Raw genomic sequence first — 17,544 nt, forward strand, 5'->3', positions numbered from 1 at the left:
GATGAAAGTGTCGTTTCAGATAAAGCTGTTTATTTCGCTGGTTGCTTTTTTCTCAGTGCTCTTTGCATTGCTGGGAGGATATTATTATGTTGACGTTGGCCGACAGCTTTATCAGGAAATGAGCACCCGCGCCAAAATACAGGCAGAAGAGATTGCGCTTATTCCGACTTTACGTAATGAAGTCGAAGAGAAAGATACCCAGGCCATCCATGACTTTATGCAGAAAATAGCCGCCCACAGCGACGCCAGTTTTATTGTGGTAGGGGATAATAAAGGATTACACCTGTTCCATTCCGTGTTTGCCGACCGGGTCGGTACCACGCTGGTGGGGGGGGATAACGAAGAGGTGTTACAGGGCAAAAGCACCACCACCATCCGTAAGGGAGGGTTGGGTATTTCTCTGCGCAGCAAAGCCCCCATCTTTAACGACGCCGGGCAGGTGGTGGGGATAGTCTCAGTGGGCTATCTCACCAGCTACCTTGATACCATCACCGTCAATAAAGTGGTCAACATCCTGATTGCCGCCGTGCTGCTGCTGTTTGCCCTGTTTATTTTCTCCTGGTTCTTCACCCGCAGCATAAAGAAGCAGATCTTCTCCCTCGAACCGCGGGAAATTGGCCTGCTGGTGCGTCAGCAAAAGGCGATGATGGAGTCGATTTATGAAGGGGTGATCGCTATCGATGACGACCTGCGCATCGAAGTGATCAACCAGGCGGCGCGTAAATTATTGGGCCTGAGCCAGCCAGCGCGCGAGCTGCGCGGACAGCTGATTAATCAGGTCATCGAGCCCGTCCCGTTTTTCTCGACGCAGACCATGCTGGCGAACGATACCCATGACGAAATATGCCGCTTTAACGATCTCACGGTCATCGCCAGCCGGGTTCGCATCATGCTGGAAGATTCCCTGCAGGGTTGGGTAATCACCTTCCGCGATCGCAACGAAATCGACTCGCTGAGCGCCCAGCTCAGCCAAGTCAAACGCTATGTCGACAACCTGCGCATCATGCGTCACGAGCAACTCAACCGCATGACGACGCTCTCCGGCCTGCTGCATATGGGGCGGTATGCAGAGGCGATCGGCTATATTCAGGCGCAATCAGAACACGCTCAGGAGCTGCTGGACTTTATCTCTTCCCGCTTCAGCTCCCCCACGCTGTGCGGGCTGCTACTCGGTAAAGCCGCGCGTGCCCGAGAGAAAGGCGTCGAGCTGGATTTCGACCCCGCATGCCGCATGGACAAGCCGTTCCTGACTCTGCCTGAAGAAGAGCTGATTTCCATTATCGGCAACCTGCTGGATAACGCCATTGAGGCGACCCAGCGCTCTCCGCTTCCCCATGCGCCGGTTGAAGTGCTGATAAAACTGAGCGAACAGGAGCTGATTGTTGAAGTAGCCGACCAGGGCGTTGGCATTAAACCGGAGATCCGCGAAAGGATATTTGAACGCGGCATCACCACCAAAACGCGCGGCGATCACGGTATAGGTCTGTATTTGATCGAAAGCTATGTCACTCAGGCTGGCGGTGCCATTGAAGTTGCCGATAACACCCCACAGGGTGCTATTTTCTCACTGTTTATTCCCGCCCGGCGTCCCGCACAGGAACTGGAAGAGAACGATTATGCATCATGAACTTATCGACGTACTGATTGTTGAAGACGAGAACGAACTGGCGCAACTGCACGCGGAGCTTATCGGCAAACACCCCCGACTGCGGCTGGTGGGGATTGCCTCGTCCCTGGAGGATGCCCAGATTCAGCTTGAGAGCAAACAGCCAAAGCTGATGCTGCTGGATAACTACCTGCCGGACGGCAAAGGCATTACGCTTATCAGCAACCCCATGCTGACCCGCGCCAACTGCTCGGTCATTTTCATCACCGCGGCCAGCGACATGGATACCTGCAGTCAGGCTATCCGTAACGGCGCGTTTGACTATATCCTGAAGCCGGTCTCCTGGAAGCGGCTTAGCCAGTCGCTCGAGCGCTTCGTGCAGTTTGCCGAACAACAGCGCGTCTGGAAAATTGTCGACCAGCAGAACGTCGACTCACTCTATCAGCTGCAGGCGAAAAACTACCGCCAGGACAACGGCAGCAAAGGCATTGAAGAGAATACGCTGGCGCGGGTGCAGACGCTGTTTAATGACAAAGCGACACACTGCTTTTCCGTCGATGAGGTGGTTGACGAAACGGGGTTGAGCAAAACCACTACCCGCCGCTATCTGGAGCACTGCGTGGAGGTGGGGTTTCTGACGGTGGAGATGCTGTACGGCAAAATTGGGCATCCAAGGAGGATGTACAGGCGTAGCGCGGTGTGATAAAAAACGCCCTCTCCTGGTGGAGAGGGCTGCGGCACCTACTGCTTCAGCACATACCCGTACAACCGCTTAATCCCGTCAGCATCTTTCTCGCTATAAACGCCCTGCAGTTCCGGCGAGAAGCCCGGCAGCATGTTGATGCCCTCCTCCAGCGCCAGGAAGTAGCGTTGCACCGCCCCGCCCCACACTTCACCCGGCACCACGCACAGCACGCCCGGCGGATAGGGCAGCGCGCCTTCAGCGGCGATACGCCCTGCAGCGTCACGAATACGCACTAACTCTACGTTTCCGCGAATGTACTCCTGATTAGCATCCTGCGGGTTCATCACCGCCGCCGGGAGACTGTCTTTGCGGAACATCGCCTTCTGCAGATCTTTTACGTTAAAGCTGACGTACAGATCGTGCATTTCCTGACACAGCTGGCGAAGGGTGTAGTCACGGTAACGCACCGGGTATTTCTGATAGATAGTAGGCAGCACGTCCGCCAGCGGCGTGTCATCTTCTATATGCTGTTCAAACTGACCCAGCATCGCCACCAGCTGCGCCAGCTTCTCGCTGCTTTCCGCAGGCGTTAGCAGGAACAGGATCGAGTTAAGATCGCACTTCTCCGGCACGATGCCGTTTTCACGCAGGTAGTGCGCGAGGATGGTTGCCGGGATCCCGAAATCGGTATAGTCACCGGTTTGGGCATCAATACCCGGCGTGGTGAGCAGCAGCTTGCACGGATCGACAAAATACTGCTCGCGGGCATATCCCTCAAAACCGTGCCATTTTGCGCCCGGCTCAAAGCTAAAGAAGCGAAGCTCGCTGGCAATGGCGTGAGTCGGGTGATCCTGCCACGGACGCCCTGCCACCACAGGCGGAATAAAGGGTTTGATCATGTGGCAGTTGGCAATGATCGCTTTGCGCGCCTCGATGCCCAACTCAACACACTCCGCCCACAGCCTGCGCCCGCTTTCGCCTTCATGGATCTTGGCGTTTACATCAAGCGCAGCGAACAGTGGATAAAACGGGCTGGTGGAGGCATGCAGCATGAAAGCATTGTTGAGACGCTTGTGCGGGCAAAAACGCGTCTGTCCACGCAGGTGGTTATCTTTTTTATGGATCTGCGAGGTTTGCGAGAACCCGGCCTGCTGCTTATGCACCGACTGGGTCACAAAAATGCCCGGATCGTTCTCGTTCAGTTCAAGCAACAGCGGCGAGGTGTCCGCCATCATGGGAATAAACTGTTCGTAGCCCACCCACGCGGAATCAAACAGGATGTAATCACACAGATGGCCGATCTTGTCGATCACCTGACGGGCGTTGTAGATCGTGCCATCGTAAGTCCCCAACTGAATGATGGCCAAGCGGAACGGACGTGGCTCATCCGCTTTGTCCGGCGCAACGTCACGAATTAAGCTTCGCAAATACGCGTCATCAAAACAGTGCTCGTCGATTCCCCCAATAAAGCCAAACGGGTTGCGTGCCGCTTCAAGGTAGACCGGCGTAGCGCCCGCCTGGATCAACGCGCCGTGATGGTTAGACTTATGGTTGTTGCGGTCGAACAGCACCAGATCGCCGCGCGTCAGCAGCGCATTGGTCACCACCTTATTGGCGGCGGACGTGCCGTTCAGCACAAAATAGGTTTTATCCGCGTTGAACACTTTCGCCGCGAACTTTTGCGCATGCTTGGCGGAGCCTTCGTGGATCAATAAATCTCCGAGCTTCACGTCGGCGTTGCACATATCGGCGCGGAACACGTTCTCACCAAAGAAATCATAGAACTGCCGGCCAGCAGGATGTTTTTTGAAAAACGCGCCGTGCTGGTGCCCCGGGCAGGCAAACGTGCTGTTGCCCATCGCCACGTACTGGCTCAGGGTGTCAAAAAACGGCGGCAGCAGGTTCTCTTCATAACGACAGGCGGCGCTCTCCAGTTCCAGAAAATCCTGCGCTTTACCCGATATGACTGCCGAAACACCTTCTGGAACCTCGTTCGGCTCCTGCGAGAACATAAATACCGGCAACTGAAAGCCCGTGCGTTTCAGTAACGCAAGGATGCCGCTACAGCTTTCAGCGATCGTAATGACGACTGCCGCCACGTCGGTAAAATCAGTGTTATCCAGCGTCACCTTTTCACGGTGCGTAGACACAATGGACACCAGCTCGCGGCTGACGGCAATTTTCATGGTTTTCATAGGCGCAGTTACCCTCACCGAACGGTGAGACAGGAGGAGAAAATTCGCGCAATAATGTCACCTTTTATTTTAGGCCGCAACAGGCAATCCTTATGCATTTATCCCTGCAAAGCTTACCCTTAAAACAGCGCTGGCATGTCATAATCATGCAATACCAATGATTAAGTAACGGGAGTGTACTGTGGTTATCGGGCCATTTATCAACGCGGGTGCCGTCCTGCTGGGCGGCGTTCTCGGCGCAGTGTTAAGTCAGCGATTACCGGAACGTATTCGCTCATCTATGCCCTCCATCTTTGGCCTGGCATCGCTGGGCATTGGTATTCTGCTGGTGATCAAATGTGCCAACCTGCCGGTGATGGTGCTGGCAACCCTTCTCGGGGCGTTAATTGGCGAGTTTTGCTATCTGGAGAAAGGCATCAATAACGCCGTGAGCAGAGCGAAAAACCTGATCTCTCGCCCGGGTAAATCGAAAAGCGGCAATCACGAGTCTTTTATACAAAACTACGTCGCCATCATTATTCTGTTTTGCGCCAGCGGCACGGGGATTTTTGGCTCAATGCAGGAAGGGATGACCGGTGACCCCAGCATCCTGATTGCGAAGGCCTTTCTCGATTTCTTTACCGCCACCATTTTCGCCACCACACTCGGCATCGCCGTCGCCGCGATTTGCGTGCCCATGCTGCTGATTCAGCTGGCACTCGCCACCTGCGCCACGCTGATCCTGCCCCTCACCACGCCAGCGATGATGGCAGACTTTACCGCCGTTGGCGGCCTGCTGCTGCTGGCAACCGGGCTACGCATCTGCGGAATAAAGATGTTTGCCGTGGTGAATATGCTGCCCGCGTTGCTGCTCGCCATGCCGCTATCCGCGCTATGGACGCATTTTTTTGCTTAAGATTGCGGCTAACTGGTGAGAGAGTGTGCAGTCTGTAACGAAAACAACATTTTTCGTTGACGAGGGAAGGCGGATCGGGTTTAATGCGCCCCGTTGCCCGGATAGCTCAGTCGGTAGAGCAGGGGATTGAAAATCCCCGTGTCCTTGGTTCGATTCCGAGTCCGGGCACCACTTATTTAAAGAAACCAGCTTAACGGCTGGTTTTTTGCTTTTGGGGTTCCGGTAGATTTCTGGTCGCGATGCTCGCCAATCCCCCTGTCCTACTTCTGCCATCCAGCATGAGTATTTCTCTTGAGCTACTCCCTGCCCTTCCGGTCACAGTGACGTTGTCAGTTCAGCGGCGTCAGTCCGGAGGCCTTCGAACAGGCCTCATCGTGAGGACAGAATTTGTCTACGGGCGTGGGGTCAGTCCAAGACTCCGTCCTTCTTCATCCTCACACTGCAGCAATAAAAACACTCTCACCAGGCCAAATAGATCAATATTGTCAGTTAGGCTCAGCTCGGTGCCATTCAAGATATGACATAACCTCAACGCCCCCGGAAAATATCGGTGAGGCCGAACTCAATTTCAATACCCCCCCCTGAATATCAACAACTCTAGGCTGAGTCTGCCCTGTCCAGTTAGGAAAAAGAGACACGTACATGCTGTGTTGTAACGTCTGTTCCAGCTCATTAACAAAGAATTTCCCACTATAGGCAATATAGCTTGTAGCCTCATGACAATATTCGTCAGGTGTCGCATCGAACCAGTCTCCTGATTTAAAATCAGTTCGTTCAGGCAACATTAATTGAGCAGACATATACCCATCAGGGGTGTAAATAATTAACCCTTTAGGTTTTTCTCCTAACCTGTGAATAGGATTACCCCCAGTAACAGGAACCTCCACATAAGAAAATAATTCCCATGCGCCAATCAGTTTTTCACGCAACGACATAAGCACCTCTTGTTTGTGCAATACTTAAAAGATTAAAGTGTTCAAGAACATTTCTGAGATACTATTTGTCTTCGAAGAAGTTATCTGGTAACTGCCCCGGAGGCATATTGATTACATCATCATTATTCGGACCTTCATTTTTCATATATGTTACCTGCGCAAATTCCGGAATGATGACATAAGGATATGCCGGACCTTCATCACGGAATTTTTTCATATCTTCCATGAATTCATTCTGATAACAAATGGTTTTTTCCGGATGCTGGCCTTCTCCGGCAATCCACTGTGGGAAGAAAATTGTACCGTGAACAAGCTCACGATTCATATCAAAAATCAGGCTTACACAGGTACCTGTCGGCTCATGCCAGTCAACTTTATAGATGCCAGGTGCAAACTGAATAGCATGCATTTTCTGGTTGGTCACCCAGCGTCCCCCAACCAATCCCTGGTGAATACGGTAGTCGCATGTATCTTCATTGCGCGCATACCATTCGTATTTCCAACCATTATCATAAGTATACACAAAGTGGGTGCCGACGAATCCTGACAGGTCTGAACTCATTTTCTGAAGGGTGCTATTTTCCATTACTTTATCCTTAAATATCTAAAATAGAGACTAAAATAACAATGACTCCGATCTCACGAAAACATCTTAATATCGCTAACCCAGATATAAAAGCGGCAAAATCCGATTTTATTCATTCATCTTTTAGATTAATCAAAGGTTACCTGACGCCTGTCACTTTTTGTATGTTCCGACTATTGTCATTGACGTAGTACACTACTAGCGGTTTGATGCCTGAAGAAGATAGTTGAAGTACTTTACCCCCTGGTTTTTCACCATCTCGCATCTGCTTATCAAGAATTAAATTCATTGTCGGGTTCAGATAACGTGCGCCGGACTATTTATCGACATACGTAAGAGTAGGAAAATATTTATACTTTTTCAGCATATCGTCGCAGCCCTTATTTTTCAGTCTCTCGATGAAGCGTATTAGACTCCTTCATGACAACATAGCAACTATCTTTATCCCCAGCATGGAATAAAATTGCCGGAGAATGCGGAACTCTTCTGACGTCCACGCTACCGCTCTTTTCAGTCCTGACTTAGTCGCCTGCACAGCAATATCGTATCTGGGACAATGAGGTAATAACCTATCCTCAGCATGCATATGACCGTAATGTTCTTTTAAAAATTCAATCGCATCAGGGTACCATTCCCAGATTTGGATGAAACCCGTTTTTGCAACCTGCTTTCTGATTAATCCAGATGACGAGCAACAAGTACGCTTGCGTGGGTCACCGTCGATTTTTAACGTTTTATGCATAGCCACCCTGTCGCTCCTGCAGATCCACGCCGGCAAATTTCGTCAGCTGACGACTAATGCTGTTTTCTTTGTAGCAGGTCAGCAGCGCCGGGGTCAGTTCCCCCTCTTTCAGTTCTGCACCCACCGGACGGCCGACAAACTCCACCTCGCCACCGTGGCTCTGCGCCAGCTCTGCTTCCTGCTGCACGTCCGGGCGTTCATCCGATTGTGCGTCGAGCAGCGGACGCAGACGTTCCAGCTGGCTCTGGCCCAGCGTCAGCAGCGGCCACAGCCCGTCACAGCGAACCAGTTTCTGTTTGTCAACCAGCGCCATCAGCAGATGGATGCTGCGAATTTGTTCCTCGCCGTTAAGAGAAGCAATCAGCCAGGCTTCCTGCATCAAGGTCTGAATGGCATCAGACAGCTGTGGGCGGCGGCAAACCGAGCGCGGCTGCTTGTCCAGCCAGCCCAGCAAATCCTGCCAGATGGCGTCCATATCCCACTCGTAGCGGCGTGCCAGCACCGTCAGATCACCTTCCCCCTGTTCGAGCAGCTTCAGCAGCCAGTGCTCCGGCAGGATTTCTGCGTGCGCGCGGGTCTGACACAGAGAGGCTGCCCCTTCCATCGCGCGGGCACAGTAAGGGTTCAGACGTCGCAACAGGATGGCTGGATTTTCCATGAGATTCTCTCTTTGTCGGTTCCTGGACACGCTACCGCCCCTCGCTGTTCACCAAAGCGCATAAGGTCAGGCAGGCAGATTGTTTTTTCTTTGCTGAGTGCCCGCATCTGAGGCACTCAGCAAAAAACTGCGGACAGGAAAATCTGCCCGCATCAGGATTACGCCGTGGCGCGTTCGTTCCAGGAATCGGAATGAATGATGTTGCCGTCCTTGTAGGTCCAGGTGATTTTTTCGTAACGCAGCTCAATGCGCTCAAGGTGGTTGTGCTTCTCTTTAGAAGGATCCTTGATGTCATACATTTCAGGATTTACTTTCACCACTTTGACGTTTTCCAGTCTGGTGTTGAAGTACTCAACTTCCTGGCCCGCGTCGTTGATTTTGTACCACCTGAATTCCGCAGACTTGAGGGTCTGACCGGTGGTCACAGCCTTGTACAGGTACGGGCTGGACGAGTCGATTTCCTTGGTGAACAGGAACGGGGTGTGGATACGGGTACCGGTCAGCTTGCCGGTGTTGTTGTCGGTCGGGATGTACAGGTTATGTTCCTGAGCGACCACTTCGATGCTGCCTTCACGATCCTGAACGTCCACAGAACCTTTGATGTCCGCGCCGCCGTCGTCCTTCAGCCAAAGATAAACAGGAATTGCCATCGGATTTACTCCATTAATGTTGAGAAACGCCATCATCCTGCGATGACGCTGGGGTTTTGCCAGGTATCTGGCAGGCACTGGCCTGCGGTACCAGACTGATTTCGACACGGCGGTTGAGCGCGCGCCCCTCCGGGGTGTCGTTGGTTGCGATCGGACGGCTTTCGCCATAGCCCTGCACCGCAAAACAGCTTTCCGGCACGTCGCCGGTGTCACGCATCCAGTTGCGCACCGCTTCGGCACGCCTGAGTGACAGCGTCTGGTTCAGTTGCGGATTGCCGGTGTTATCGGTATGCCCGGACACGACAATCAGCCAGCCCGGCTTCGCCCTGATACCGACCAGTGAGTTCACCAGCATTTTGGTGGTTCCGGATTTCAGCGCCGACTTACCCGAATCGAACAGCGACATGCTGTCGAGGCGGACAATTTTCGATATCGGTTTGGGTTTCGGCTGTGGTTCAGGCGGTGGTATGCAGGTCAAGCTTTAGATTAATACGTGCCTTTGGCACTTCATTCTGGAAACTATCAGCCATCTCATCATCCCTCGGTTTATCGCTGCACGCACTTTCAGACTAAAGTGATTTACACGCGATAATAGAATAATGATCGACTTATGATCAATTAAACAGATCTTTAATTGGCACAAAGAAAAATCTTAAGAATTTCCTGCTAAATATGAATAGCAAATTGTACTGACACATCAGCAAATAAAACTACGCGTAATGCAATAAACAAACATTTATATCGAAAAAGTTAAATGAGGCGGAAAGTTGTTAATAAAAAGATCTTTATTTGATTCAAATCAATATCAAAGAGCAGAATAGCCAGCCCATATTAATTTTTGGCTAAAAGGTGAAAATTAAAACGAGAAGGCACGCAGGCTTATCGAAAGCCATGCCCACGTTTGAAGTGAAAAACACGACCATGCAAATTAAGAAGGTATCAGAGACATTAACGGGTGTGGCCTGACAGAGATTGGTAATTTACTACAAAGGCAGTAATGCTAACTCGGCACCAGCTTGACGGCGAGAAGTTTATGGGCATGGAAAATCAAATATTTACATCTGGGTATCTTCATCACCCTATTGAGAGTCCAGTTAAATGGTTCAGTGTATGGCTGATGAAAATTAACTTCGAGACGCTTCTCTTTCTAGTCACAAAACTATTACAAGCTTACCAAACGTCAGGCCTCCACCGCCATTATATCTTGTTGAACATAATTGCTACCTGAAAATTTGTACAGATAAGGATATTTAACGTCATTAGACGTCTGATAATGAATATTCCTAAGCGCATTCCATGTCCTCTGTAAAATTCAGATTCTGGAGATTGTTACTGTCGGTAGATTTTGTTAAAAACATCCATGCGGGTTGCTATCTGTAACAGAGATAATTTCAGAAGTTGTATTCTCAAGGATAAATCATGGCTGTAAAGATCAGGATGGAAAATCGCCGAACGGGTGAATGGGTAGCAGGTATGTATGGTTTTTCCTGGACAACACTCTTTTTTGGTCCTTTCCCGGCACTTTTTCGCAGAGATTTCCGGACTTTTATCACCTTGATGTTGGCGATAATACTGCTGGGCCTTTACACGCTGGGTGCTGGAGCGATAATACTCATTATCATCTGGGCATTTAAATATAATGGATATTATACCAATACATTGATTCGAAAAGGTTTCTCTTTTGCTGGCACTCATCCTGAAAAGCAACTCAATGCCTTAAAATTAACGTTGCGGCTTAATGCTGAGAATCTGCATTACTCTTCACAATAAAACAGAACAGCTCATTATTTCACTTTTTGTGGAGGAATATCAGTGCCTCATATTCTTTACCGATCGGGTGTTTTCGTTTGCCTTTTTGTTTCCATCACAGCCATTGCAAAGCAAAATGAGTGGTTTTTAGCACAGGAGGAAGGTGCCCGCGAATATGTTGTCGAAGATACATTGGGTAATGTGCTTAACTTTGCCTGTGAGACAACATTTAATGCGTCATCCCCTAATCTTATTGGCGAACGCATCTTGTATCTTTATATCGGCTCTCAGGCATACGATTCAAATACTCAAACTATTACACTGAGTATGGAAAACAAAAGCTATCACATTGGTGCAGGTTCTATCTGGGGAGATGGACAATGGTATGCCTTCTGGGATGGCACACAGAACAAAGAAGCTAACATCGTTAATGTTTATGTGGCCGGAAAGAAAATTGCCGCTTTTACTATGCACAGAGCCGCTGAGCTTTATCAGCAAGCTCCCAATGATGGGTGTATAAAAAAAATCCTGTAATAAATCCTGTTTTTTATAAAAGATAAAGCAGGCCCGGATATGTTTTGACTTTTACTCACAGCCGGAGCCAATGGCCTTCTATGAAAAAAAAAAGCGAATCACAGAAAATTCTCCGTATAACCGTTTTGGATGAGCAGCCCATTGTATGCAGAGGGATACAATCTATCCTTACCGGTAAAGAGGGGCTGGAACTGATCGGGCTTTTTGGCAATCGTCACGATCTCATCGCTATTCTGAGGAGCCGTGAAGTTGATCTTCTGGTACTGGACTACCAGCTTGGTGGTGAGGAGATTGACGGGTTATACCTTATCAAGTATCTGCGCGCGCAGTTTCCCCGATTAAAAATTCTTATTTACTCCTCTATCGCCAGCCCAGCTATTCTCCAGTTGGTTATGCATGCCGGAGTGCGGGGCTATGTCAGTAAAAATGAAGATACCGAGATGGTGGTTCATGCCATCCGTCAGGTCGGCGGCGGAAAAACCTTTATTACACATGAGATGCAGCGGCAGCTTGACCGTTTTCGGGAAGCGGACGCGAAAAGCGAGAATGAGCTCTGGCATGAGGGGGCAAATATCAGCGTGTTAAAACGCGATCTCTCCCCGCGAGAAACTGAAGTTATTCGCTGTTACCTGGCGGGTATGACACTGATGCAGATCGCCGCGAAATATTCACGCAGCCGTAAAACTATCAGCTGCCAGAAGCAGACTGCTTTACGGAAATTGGGATTACGCTCCGATCTGGAGCTATTTAAATATGGCGAGCATCTAAAGCTGAGCTAAAAACGTAAACAGCCTGACGACGATGGAAGCCGTCAGGCTGACTCAGAGCCTTTCTATTCCTGGGCTGTCCGGGTCTGGCATGTCACCACTGATGACGCTCTGGAAAGAGTGTGGATTTGCTGATGCATAGAGCTTAACTCCTGCTCCGCCTGCATACGGTTAACCATCTCCGGCTGCTGCGCGCTCCCTTTATCTATACGCATGAAATAGGTTTTGCCCCCTTCCAGCGTCAACGCCCACGGCTGCTCCCTTTTTCCGGCATAAGCGGGCGCATCGTTGATATAACTTCCCAGCGTATGGCTGCCCGGGGTCAAGCAGAATGCGTTGTATCCCCCCGGCAGCAGCGCCGTCTGAAACTCCCCGTCCACATAAACATGCGCCGCACCGTCAGGGGTCCCTGTATCAGCACGATAATAAATTACCTGAGACTGAGACGGCGGTACGGTTGATACCGGCGCATATTGTTTTCCCATCGCATTACGCGCCAGGGCGGTGTTACCACATAGCGCAGCACCTGCCAGCAGCATAACTAATAATATATGTAGATCAGCTTTTTTCATGACTCCTCCATGGGCGCCCTGTAAGGCACCCAATCAATACGGTTTAGGGTAAATTAACGTCAAGCGATAAGAGAGTACGTCAATGGATCATGCCCCCCTGTTGCAGAAGCAGAGCAAGATCGCTACCCGTTGGGTGTAAGACGCTGTAGTGATCCCCGCTTGCCTCATTGAGGTGCTGATCCGCTACCGGCAGAGCATTATCATTGCCATGTTGTTCACCCGGCCTGCTCGCCTCTTCTTTTTGAACCGTACCCGCATCGTCAAACCGCCAGGATTCCTGTTCCGTGGCCAGAACATCTGTACTGGACAGCATATTCCCTTTACTCCCCTGCCCTTCTGCCGCCCCGTTACCCTGCGCGGTCTCTGCATTCACCGATAAGCTAATATCAGCGTGATGATCGGTCAGGTTTAGAGAGAAATTCTCTTTTGCCGCCGAAGCTTCACTGATATCAGTGAGGTTTTCCTGCAAAGGTGCCTCTAACGGCTCAACTGATAATGTAAAGACGGGGGTTTTCTCACTGCTGTTGCCCGCCGCATCAGTAGCTATAACTTCAAACGTGTGCTGACCAATCTCAAGATCGTTGGTGGGGGTATAGGACCAGGTATCTTTAGTACCCGCGATGGTGGTGCCCACCTCTACCCCATCGATAAATATGGTGACGTTACTACCCGCCTCGGCGTTACCAATCAAGGTTGGGCGACTGTCATCGCTGGCTTCTCCGTCGTAGACCAACCCAGAATCTACACCTGCATCATCGGAGGCATAGAGAATAGAAGACGTGGGCGCAACGGTATCTACCGTTAATCCCCATGCCGCCGACTGGCTACTGGTATTCCCGGCGGCATCCACGGCAACGGCGGAGAACTGATGTTCACCGTCAGACAGCAAGTTATCCACCTTGAAGCTCCATGCACCGGTGGCGTCGGCCTGCACGGTACCAGCCATCACGCTGTCGATGTAAATGGAAACCATGCTGTCATGCTCTGCCGTACCGTTGATCACCGGCAGGTTGTCATTGGTCAGGCCGCCATTACTGATATCTCCCATAATCCCGGGAACATCATCGGTTGCGGTCGTAATGACCGGCGTTTCGCTCACCGTATCTACCACAACAGACCAGTCGTTACTTAGCCCGCTGCTATTGCCCGCCGCATCGGCCGCCGAGGCGGTAATCTGATGCGTGCCATCTGCCAAACCCGTTTCGGGCGTAAAGGTCCAATCGCCGGTATCGCTCGCCGTAGTGGTGCCCACTGCGCTACCGTCGACATATACCGTGACGGTGCTGTTCGCCTCAGCCGTTCCGCTAATAGCCGGTTGTGCGTCGTTGGTCAGACCTGCTTCCGCAACAGCACCGGTAAGGGCATCCACATCATCCGTTACACCCGTAATAACCGGCACATCCGGCGCCAGAGTATCAATGGTAATGGGGATAACGGTGGCAGGCGCCGATTCGTTGCCCGCAGGATCGGTGGCGGTTACGCCCAGATCGTGCTCACCATCCGCCAGTGGTATATCCGGTGTAAAGGTCCATGCGCCCGTATCATCCACAACAGCCGTGCCGAGCGGCGTATCACCATCAGTGATGGTGATGGTATCTCCCGGGGTGCCGGTGCCGCTCAGGGTCGGCTGATTGTCATCCGTCAGGCCCCCTGGCGCAACAGGGCCGACGATGGCTCCCACATCATCATTGATATCTGTCACCGGCGTATCGGGCGGCGTGGTGTCGATGGTAAGAGCAAATACCGGCGTCGGATCGGTCTCTCCCTGGGAAGGGCTGGAAGCCGTGGCGGTGAAGTCATGTTCGCCTTCAGCAAGAGAGGCGGATGGCGTTAAGGTCCACTCTCCCTCCGGCGTGGCGGTCACTGTACCAAGCAGCGTTCCCCCGTCGTAGACGTTCACTGTCGCTCCTGGGGTGGCGGTACCGTTCAGCGTCGGAGTGGCGTCATTGGTAGCCTGGCCGGAAGTTAACTCCCCGGTAATTGGGCTGACATCATCAATGGCATTCAAGATGGTTACGGCTAACGGCACCGTATCAACAATAAAATCGGTTGGCGCGCTTTCGTCGCCAACGTTTCCGGAGGCATCCACCGGCTGCGCGGTGAAGCTGTGTTCGCCATCGGCAAGCGGAGCCTCAGGGCTAAAGCTCCAGTTACCCGCATCATCTGCCGTCACGCGACCAATTTCAGCGCCGTTATCCCGGATAATCACCTCAGCGCCAGGTTCGGTTTTACCACTATAGTCGGGCAGATTGTCATCGGTGGTATCACCGCTGGCGATCGTGCCGGTAACCTTGCCGACATCATCTGTCAACAGAGGAGATCCTTCGATCTGCGGCGTGGTATCCACAATAATGGGATAAATGGCGGAGGGGGCAGAGACATTGCCGGCCGGATCGGTCGCCGTCACCGCCAGATCGTGCTCACCATCCGCCAGCGGCGTGTCCGGCGTAAAGGTCCAGTTACCGCTATCGTCTACGACCGCAGTGCCGATTGGCGCCCCGCCATCGGTAATGGTGATGGTATCGCCCGGAGTACCCTGCCCGGAAACAGTAGGCGTATTATCGTCAGTGACGCCGCCGCTTACGATGGAGCCAGTAGTAGGGGCCACATCATCATTAATGACACTGATTAACGGCGCATCCGGGGCGGTAGCGTCAATAGTGACATCCCAGGGTTCGGATTGCGCACCGCTGTTCCCAGCAGCATCCGTTGCCACGCTGGTGAAGCTGTGCGTACCATCCGCCAGCGGAATGGTCGGGGTGAAGACCCATACTCCGTTATTGTCTGTCACCACATCACCAATTTTGTTTCCATTATCATAGATAGCGATGGTGGCATTCGGATCGGATTTTCCGGTAAGCGTTGGCGTATTGTCGTCAGTCAGGCCGCCGGAAGCAACGGAACCATGAACGGCTCCCGCGTCGTCACTCACCTGAGTAATCTGGGTAGTAGGCGGCACCACAGCTACAGGTGCCACGGTAGTATCATCAGTTGCCCCGGTGCTGCTGTCCGTATTACTGCCGCCACTGTTATCACCGCCACCGCCACCGCCACCGCCGCCACCACCACCCGCTAATGCAGCGGCAGCGCCCCCCGCCACAAGCAGGCCCAGCAGTCCCATCCAGACAGGGCTGATCATCCCCACGGGTGCAACTAATGCCCCCACGCCGACAACGTTATCGCTACCCAGCACCAGGGCCGACGAGTCACCGCTCAGTAAGGCAGCGGCTTCATGGGCGTCGCGCGCATCGGAAGCGATATATTCGTGATAGCTACCGTCTTCGCCTTTACCAATCACCTCCCCGTCATAGTCGTAGAAATCTTCAATGATAAGGCCTGGATGATCCAGGTCTTCCCCCTCAAAGCTGATCCACAGGTTGTGGCCTACCCGTTTGACGGTAATATTTTCAGGTGCAGTACCGTTTACATCTTCGGTTAATAAATACTTGCCCCCTGCAATCGCTTTTACAATGACTGGCTGTACTGTAGTCGATAGTGCGCTGGTATCGGCATTAACTTCCGCCGCTTCAACGATCTTGCTGTTGTTCACCACCGCAATATGTATATGATTATTTTTCATTATGTTATTAATCCTTCGAAATGCAATTTATATCCTTACCTTTACCGTCCTGGCATACTATTTCTGAACTGAGACGCACGATACTGACTCAATGCAGAACTATGCTGATCATACCGCCGATGTGTTTCAATGGGTCTTAAGACGCGTCGTAAAAAACGTATTTTGAGGATATTTCTCACCAGACATTCGCATTAAGAACATCCGCGAGATTATCTGAAGAATAATCTCATCTTTCTGGCCACTTCAGAGTGATGATTAATTATAACTTTCAGACATTTCGGGTTTTTTTGAATTAAAAATCGCGGTAAGAATATATCAACAGATAGACTGAAAGTAACAATAAATAAATCAGGTCATAACATGGAACGTGATACAGACCAGAAAAATAGTGTCTTTTTGAATGTGGGCATATTTCTCTGGGGAATGGCGCTGCTGGCATGGTGTTATGAATATCGAAGGACTGCAACCGCCTGTTTTTTGCTGCTGTCACTCTCTTTTGCCATGCATGTTCAACAGGAAAAGATGCTTACCGCTATGTTTGGAAAAAATAAAACGACCGGGGATAAAGATGAGACCCTCCCATTCTCTGTTACACCGACTATCCCGCCACAGATAAAGGAGAACGAGCTGTCAGAACCAGAATCACTACGCAGCGACAGAGCGAATAGCACGATCATTGCCACCGATGTGGAGTTTGAAGGTAATATTAACGCCAGTGGTCAGGTATATGTTTACGGCAAGGTAAAAGGCAATATGACCTCTGCTGAAGGTCTGGTAAAAGTGATGCATAACGGTCTGGTCACGGGCAATATTCTCTGTCGGGAGCTGATCATTGATGGCATGATAGAAGGCCACTGCCAAGCTAATACAATTCATATCTGCGAACATGGTCGCCTGGACGGCACCATGACATACGATCAGTTCTCAGTGAAAAAAGGTGGCATCTTTACAGGACAGGCTAATCAGTCACGCCATCGTGAAGCTGTGATCAACGTTATCGATATTAATCATGAGACTTTTTATGGTCCCATCCAGAAAGAGAAAACCGCTAATCCGAAGATAAACAAATGATACTTTCTACCAGAAACGTTTTCATATGCTTTCGCCATAACAAAATATATTTACTATGCAAAAATCTGACGCTTCCTGAGAAAGCTAATCCCTATCCCTCCGCAACGGCGTTTTTTTATCCTAATCTTACTTTCCATCGTATCTTCTTTTTAAAACAGGCAAAAGAATTTTCGACACAATCATTTGAATTTAAAGAAATATCTTAATTCAAGCATACCCATATTGATAAAAACCCCAACCCATGCAACGATAAGCCTCCTTCTAGTGGAAGCAATAATAATACGAGTAGTTGTATATTCTGGTGATACATTTGCCCTCC

Annotated in this window: 14 protein-coding genes, 1 tRNA gene and 3 pseudogenes; 8 read left to right on the forward strand and 10 right to left on the reverse strand. The window is 50.9% G+C overall.

Going from position 1 to position 17,544, the window contains the following annotated elements:
- Position 1 precedes the first annotated feature (1 nt).
- A complete protein-coding gene (locus V5P19_RS16975; protein ID WP_334405337.1) occupies positions 2-1,627 on the forward strand; it encodes a sensor histidine kinase in 1,626 nt (541 codons plus the stop codon).
- Positions 1,617-2,309: a response regulator gene (locus V5P19_RS16980; protein ID WP_334405340.1), complete on the forward strand. Its 693-nt coding sequence runs from the start codon at positions 1,617-1,619 to the stop codon at positions 2,307-2,309. Before V5P19_RS16975 ends, V5P19_RS16980 begins: the two co-directional genes overlap by 11 nt.
- A 38-nt stretch (positions 2,310-2,347) precedes the next feature.
- Here the strand turns inward: V5P19_RS16980 and V5P19_RS16985 are convergent, their stop codons facing one another.
- Positions 2,348-4,486, reverse strand: a complete 2,139-nt coding sequence (locus V5P19_RS16985) for an ornithine decarboxylase (RefSeq protein WP_334405342.1) — start codon at positions 4,484-4,486, stop codon at positions 2,348-2,350.
- Between the two features lie 181 nt (positions 4,487-4,667).
- On the opposite strand from V5P19_RS16985, the gene V5P19_RS16990 reads away from it, so the two are divergent.
- Both V5P19_RS16990 and V5P19_RS16995 read left to right on the forward strand, forming a co-directional pair.
- Positions 4,668-5,381 (forward strand): DUF554 domain-containing protein, encoded by a 714-nt coding sequence (locus tag V5P19_RS16990; protein WP_334405344.1) that lies wholly within the window; start codon positions 4,668-4,670, stop codon positions 5,379-5,381.
- A gap of 95 nt (positions 5,382-5,476) precedes the next feature.
- Positions 5,477-5,552, forward strand: a tRNA-Phe gene (locus V5P19_RS16995).
- A 314-nt stretch (positions 5,553-5,866) separates the two neighbouring features.
- Here the strand turns inward: V5P19_RS16995 and V5P19_RS17000 are convergent.
- From V5P19_RS17000 to V5P19_RS17030, 7 genes and pseudogenes are all read right to left on the reverse strand, one after another.
- Entirely contained in the window at positions 5,867-6,316 is a 450-nt protein-coding gene (locus V5P19_RS17000; RefSeq protein ID WP_334405346.1) for a lipocalin-like domain-containing protein, read from the reverse strand.
- 61 nt (positions 6,317-6,377) lie between these two features.
- Positions 6,378-6,902 (reverse strand): phenolic acid decarboxylase, encoded by a 525-nt coding sequence (locus tag V5P19_RS17005; protein ID WP_334405348.1) that lies wholly within the window; start codon positions 6,900-6,902, stop codon positions 6,378-6,380.
- A gap of 418 nt (positions 6,903-7,320) precedes the next feature.
- Entirely contained in the window at positions 7,321-7,650 is a 330-nt protein-coding gene (locus tag V5P19_RS17010) for a hypothetical protein (RefSeq protein ID WP_334405351.1), read from the reverse strand.
- A 76-nt stretch (positions 7,651-7,726) separates the two neighbouring features.
- Positions 7,727-8,302: pseudogene (locus V5P19_RS17015) on the reverse strand (Clp protease N-terminal domain-containing protein); the annotation flags it as partial.
- Between the two features lie 158 nt (positions 8,303-8,460).
- Positions 8,461-8,952, reverse strand: a complete 492-nt coding sequence (gene hcp, locus V5P19_RS17020) for a type VI secretion system effector Hcp (RefSeq protein WP_050862713.1) — start codon at positions 8,950-8,952, stop codon at positions 8,461-8,463.
- A gap of 13 nt (positions 8,953-8,965) precedes the next feature.
- Positions 8,966-9,418: pseudogene (locus V5P19_RS17025) on the reverse strand (OmpA family protein); the annotation flags it as partial.
- Positions 9,417-9,482, reverse strand: a pseudogene (locus tag V5P19_RS17030) (type VI secretion system contractile sheath small subunit); the annotation flags it as partial. The pseudogenes V5P19_RS17030 and V5P19_RS17025, both read right to left, overlap by 2 nt.
- A gap of 889 nt (positions 9,483-10,371) precedes the next feature.
- On the opposite strand from V5P19_RS17030, the gene V5P19_RS17035 reads away from it, so the two are divergent.
- From V5P19_RS17035 to V5P19_RS17045, 3 genes are all read left to right on the forward strand, one after another.
- Positions 10,372-10,722, forward strand: a complete 351-nt coding sequence (locus V5P19_RS17035) for a hypothetical protein (protein ID WP_334405353.1) — start codon at positions 10,372-10,374, stop codon at positions 10,720-10,722.
- A gap of 42 nt (positions 10,723-10,764) precedes the next feature.
- Entirely contained in the window at positions 10,765-11,235 is a 471-nt protein-coding gene (locus tag V5P19_RS17040) for a hypothetical protein (RefSeq protein WP_334405355.1), read from the forward strand.
- 80 nt (positions 11,236-11,315) lie between these two features.
- Positions 11,316-12,014, forward strand: a complete 699-nt coding sequence (locus tag V5P19_RS17045) for a response regulator transcription factor (protein ID WP_334405357.1) — start codon at positions 11,316-11,318, stop codon at positions 12,012-12,014.
- Positions 12,015-12,067: 53 nt separating this feature from the next.
- On the opposite strand, the gene V5P19_RS17050 is transcribed toward V5P19_RS17045, so the two are convergent.
- Positions 12,068-12,574 (reverse strand): hypothetical protein, encoded by a 507-nt coding sequence (locus V5P19_RS17050; protein WP_334405358.1) that lies wholly within the window; start codon positions 12,572-12,574, stop codon positions 12,068-12,070.
- A 79-nt stretch (positions 12,575-12,653) separates the two neighbouring features.
- On the reverse strand, positions 12,654-16,154 hold the full coding sequence (locus V5P19_RS17055) for an Ig-like domain-containing protein (protein ID WP_334405359.1): 3,501 nt from the start codon (positions 16,152-16,154) through the stop codon (positions 12,654-12,656).
- A gap of 360 nt (positions 16,155-16,514) precedes the next feature.
- On the opposite strand from V5P19_RS17055, the gene V5P19_RS17060 reads away from it, so the two are divergent.
- A complete protein-coding gene (locus V5P19_RS17060; protein WP_334405361.1) occupies positions 16,515-17,225 on the forward strand; it encodes a polymer-forming cytoskeletal protein in 711 nt (236 codons plus the stop codon).
- Positions 17,226-17,544 lie beyond the last annotated feature (319 nt).

The organism is Enterobacter sp. UNJFSC 003, from assembly GCF_036903355.1.
Lineage (GTDB): Bacteria > Pseudomonadota > Gammaproteobacteria > Enterobacterales > Enterobacteriaceae > Enterobacter.

Excerpts from the sequence above, each read along its gene's own strand:
- V5P19_RS17045 (WP_334405357.1), top strand. The coding sequence starts at position 11,316 with ATGAAAAAAAAAAGCGAATCACAGAAAATTCTCCGTATAACCGTTTTG.
- V5P19_RS17055 (WP_334405359.1), bottom strand. The coding sequence starts at position 16,154 with ATGAAAAATAATCATATACATATTGCGGTGGTGAACAACAGCAAGATC.
- V5P19_RS17060 (WP_334405361.1), top strand. The coding sequence starts at position 16,515 with ATGGAACGTGATACAGACCAGAAAAATAGTGTCTTTTTGAATGTGGGC.
- V5P19_RS16980 (WP_334405340.1), top strand. The coding sequence starts at position 1,617 with ATGCATCATGAACTTATCGACGTACTGATTGTTGAAGACGAGAACGAA.
- hcp (WP_050862713.1), bottom strand. The coding sequence starts at position 8,952 with ATGGCAATTCCTGTTTATCTTTGGCTGAAGGACGACGGCGGCGCGGAC.
- V5P19_RS17050 (WP_334405358.1), bottom strand. The coding sequence starts at position 12,574 with ATGAAAAAAGCTGATCTACATATATTATTAGTTATGCTGCTGGCAGGT.
- V5P19_RS17005 (WP_334405348.1), bottom strand. The coding sequence starts at position 6,902 with ATGGAAAATAGCACCCTTCAGAAAATGAGTTCAGACCTGTCAGGATTC.
- V5P19_RS17000 (WP_334405346.1), bottom strand. The coding sequence starts at position 6,316 with ATGTCGTTGCGTGAAAAACTGATTGGCGCATGGGAATTATTTTCTTAT.
- V5P19_RS17035 (WP_334405353.1), top strand. The coding sequence starts at position 10,372 with ATGGCTGTAAAGATCAGGATGGAAAATCGCCGAACGGGTGAATGGGTA.
- V5P19_RS16985 (WP_334405342.1), bottom strand. The coding sequence starts at position 4,486 with ATGAAAACCATGAAAATTGCCGTCAGCCGCGAGCTGGTGTCCATTGTG.
- V5P19_RS16975 (WP_334405337.1), top strand. The coding sequence starts at position 2 with ATGAAAGTGTCGTTTCAGATAAAGCTGTTTATTTCGCTGGTTGCTTTT.